This is a genomic window from Capsulimonas sp., assembly GCF_039929585.1.
Classification (GTDB): domain Bacteria; phylum Armatimonadota; class Armatimonadia; order Armatimonadales; family Capsulimonadaceae; genus Capsulimonas.
In genome coordinates this window covers 1-2927 of record NZ_JBDSQY010000355.1, presented here as the reverse complement: position 1 = coordinate 2927, position 2927 = coordinate 1, and the positions used below count along the sequence as shown (strand labels likewise).

Annotated in this window: 6 protein-coding genes; 3 read left to right on the top strand and 3 right to left on the bottom strand. The window is 56.1% G+C overall.

All coding sequences use genetic code 11. The features are described from left to right. From ABIZ35_RS27385 to ABIZ35_RS27375, 3 genes are all read left to right on the top strand, one after another. Positions 1-320 (top strand): hypothetical protein (locus tag ABIZ35_RS27385; RefSeq protein WP_348223118.1); only part of this gene is annotated, 320 nt, incomplete at its 5' end. An 89-nt stretch (positions 321-409) separates the two neighbouring features. Beyond that, positions 410-1180 carry a ChbG/HpnK family deacetylase gene (locus tag ABIZ35_RS27380; protein ID WP_348223119.1) on the top strand — a complete coding sequence of 257 codons (771 nt, stop codon included), beginning with the start codon at positions 410-412 and terminating at the stop codon, positions 1178-1180. A gap of 27 nt (positions 1181-1207) precedes the next feature. Next, positions 1208-1561, top strand: a complete 354-nt coding sequence (locus tag ABIZ35_RS27375) for a hypothetical protein (RefSeq protein WP_348223117.1) — start codon at positions 1208-1210, stop codon at positions 1559-1561. Positions 1562-1579: 18 nt separating this feature from the next. Here ABIZ35_RS27375 and ABIZ35_RS27370 read toward each other — a convergent pair whose 3' ends face one another. The 3 genes from ABIZ35_RS27370 to ABIZ35_RS27360 form a co-directional block, all read right to left on the bottom strand. Beyond that, entirely contained in the window at positions 1580-1987 is a 408-nt protein-coding gene (locus ABIZ35_RS27370; protein ID WP_348223116.1) for a hypothetical protein, read from the bottom strand. 19 nt (positions 1988-2006) lie between these two features. After that, complete coding sequence (locus tag ABIZ35_RS27365) at positions 2007-2246, bottom strand: hypothetical protein (protein WP_348223115.1); 240 nt, start codon at positions 2244-2246, stop codon at positions 2007-2009. A 127-nt stretch (positions 2247-2373) separates the two neighbouring features. Then, a partial coding sequence (locus ABIZ35_RS27360; RefSeq protein ID WP_348223114.1) for a TipAS antibiotic-recognition domain-containing protein occupies positions 2374-2927 on the bottom strand: 554 nt, incomplete at its 5' end.

Here is a 2927-nt window from a genome sequence, read left to right as displayed (position 1 = left end):
CAAATCCCATTGATCCAGAAACCGGTGAACGACGGGCGCTCACTCGCTTCGAAGAGATGCAAGAAGAAGCACGGACTAATCCCATCTGGTTTCCTGATGGCTCCAGTACCCAGGAGATCTTGCCCATTGAAGAACAGTGGCATCCAAAAGATAAATACGGTAAAGACGAAGGCGACTATATTGACGAAACGCCAGTATCGGCGGAGCATGCGGCAATAACCGAAGCGTTACTTCAAAAGATGCGATTAGAACTGGGAGATATTTATGACCCCCACTGGGTTGGTCCTACAGAGACAGACCACAAAAAGTCGATTAAATAAGGAGCAACACCATGTCGGACCTTTCGCCCAAGAAAACGCAGCGCGCGAACTAGCATTTACTTATCAACGCTTACTCGAAGGACTGATTGATGGCCAAATATTTAATCGTGAATGCAGATGATTACGGGATAGCGGCGAGTGTGAGCCAGGGGATCCGCGAGGCCCATCAGCGCGGCGTTGTCACCTCAACAACCGTCATGATTGGGATGGATGATGCCGCCGGGGCTGTACAACAGGCGATCCAGGAAACGCCTGATCTCGCTCTGGGGCTGCACCTGGTTACGGCTGGTAAAGCGATGAAGCCTGTGCTGCCGCCCGATCAAATCCCAACGTTGGTGCGCCCGGATGGATTATTTTATGATAATCCGGCCTGGGGGGAACACGCTACGTCCTTCAACCGGGATGAGATGATTCGTGAAATAAACGCGCAGTTTGAGCGTTTTGTCGCTGTGGCTAACAAACTGCCCACGCATATTGATAGTCATTATCACGCGGCCTATTTTCATCCCGCCTCAGTGGAGGCCATGCGGGCGCTGGCCCTTAAGCACAATCTGCCCATGCGTCACGACCGAGGTGTTGGTCAGTCCGTATTAGAAGGCATACAGCATCCGGTGAGCTTCCATGAACTGGATCATGATCAGCCGATTGAGGTCCTCCTCGGTTTTCTGCGGACCCTTCCTGATGGCGAGATTGTCGAGTTGTGCTGTCATCCGGGTTATTCCAATGACACGCTTTTTGATGTAGACTCTTGGACGACGGTGCGAGAAATCGAAGTGGCTTATCTGACGGACCCGCGTGTACAGGCAGTCATTGCATCCGAGCAGATTACCCTTTGCAATTTCGAGGTGTTCAAAAGATAGGTTCATGCATATGAGAAGATATCGTAGATGAATGATCCTGTTCCACCTGTGGTGATTTACGTGGATGTCGACGATACCTTCGTGCGCAGCTACGGCGCGAAGCGTATCCCAATCCCGGCGGCGATTGAGCATATCAAGGCGCTGCATCGAGAGGGCGGCGCCTTGATGTACTGCTGGAGTTCGGGCGGCGCGGACTACGCGCGGGCAAGCGCCGAGGAGTTTGGCGTGGGGGAGTGCTTCGCCGGGTTTCTTCCCAAGCCTCACGTTCTGATCGATGATCAGCACGTGAGCCAGTGGCGGCGTCTGCTGCAAGTGCATCCCTCCACCGATGTCGCGGCGACGGCGGAGGATTATCGGGCGCGACTGGACGGCGGGCGCTAAGTGCGACTGGCGATGGATTTACCACCAATTCAGCATTTTGGCGATCATCACGGCATGGACCGCGAAGTAACCCAGGCCGACGAACATATCGGCGGCAGTGGGGAGAAAGGAATCGTAGAATCCGCTCCCGGTCTTTTGCAGAGGCTGAGAGCATTGGGGGCATTTCAAGTCGGACGCTGGCTGTCGGTTGAGCCAATACGTCGTTCCGGTGATCAAGATTGCCAGAAGCGCCGCGTCACCGGCGATCAGGGCCATCGCCTGCCACAGATGATGACGCTCATATCGATGCGCCATGATGGGCAGCACGACGACGCACGACAGAACGATCAGGCCAAACCAGTAAACGATAGCGCTGCTGAACTGCTGAGAGCCTTCATAGCGACATTCGGGGCATCGATAGGTTCGAACCTGTCCCGAGAAGATCATTGGATATCACCATTAAGTCCTAACGGATCGCGACTTTCGAATCCACTCGCATAGGGCTGGACGTATCGATCTTGTACAGGTATCCGCCCGTGGCGATGAATGCTTCGTCTCTTGACGGATTAAACACAAGGGCCGGCAATCCACTCGCGCCTCCTTGAGGCGCGGCCTGGGCGGCGGGCAACGCGATCAGCGGTTTGAGCAGCAGCCCCCATAGGGCGACGGCGATCAGAGCGAGCAGGGCTTTCGTGGTTCGGTCCATGGGTGACTCCAGTGGTGTGAAATAAGATGAGAGAGCGCCATGAGGGACGCTCTCTCTATTAAGACACACGATCCCGGCCTTTGGTTGCATGGCCCGTTCGCCTTACTCCCGCTCGGCGGCGGGTGGCTCACGCGGAATCGCAGGCGGCTTGGTTGGCGCGGTGGATGTAGTCGGACATGGCTTGCCGTTCGGCGATGTCCATGCCGCCGATGTTTTGCTCTTCTTTATACATTCGCGCGAGTGTCGCGTGGATCTCGGGATTGCCTCCGGTGAACTCGTTCACCAGTTCTACCCAGCGCCGGGCGAGGGGGCGCACTGTCTCGCTGGCCGGATCTTCACCGGCATCCATTAGGGCCTTGACCTGGGCGATGAGGCGCGGCCATTCTTCCTCGACAGCGCGAATGCGGTCTTCGCCGACCGTTTGTTTTCGTTCTTCCAATTCGGCCAGTTGATCCGGCGTGAAATATTTCTCAGACATTGTGATTGCTCCCATGATCTTGAGGAACTCCTCGGCTGAGACCGATGGACGGTCGGCCAGCCGTGAGTCTACCGACGCTAATTGCGCGTACAGCTTTTGCTGCCGCGCGATCTGTTCTTTCAGGCTCGCCATGCGCATACGCAGGATATCGCGCGGTTCGACGCCGGCGCGGGACAGAAATTCCCGTGCCTCGTCCAGCGAGA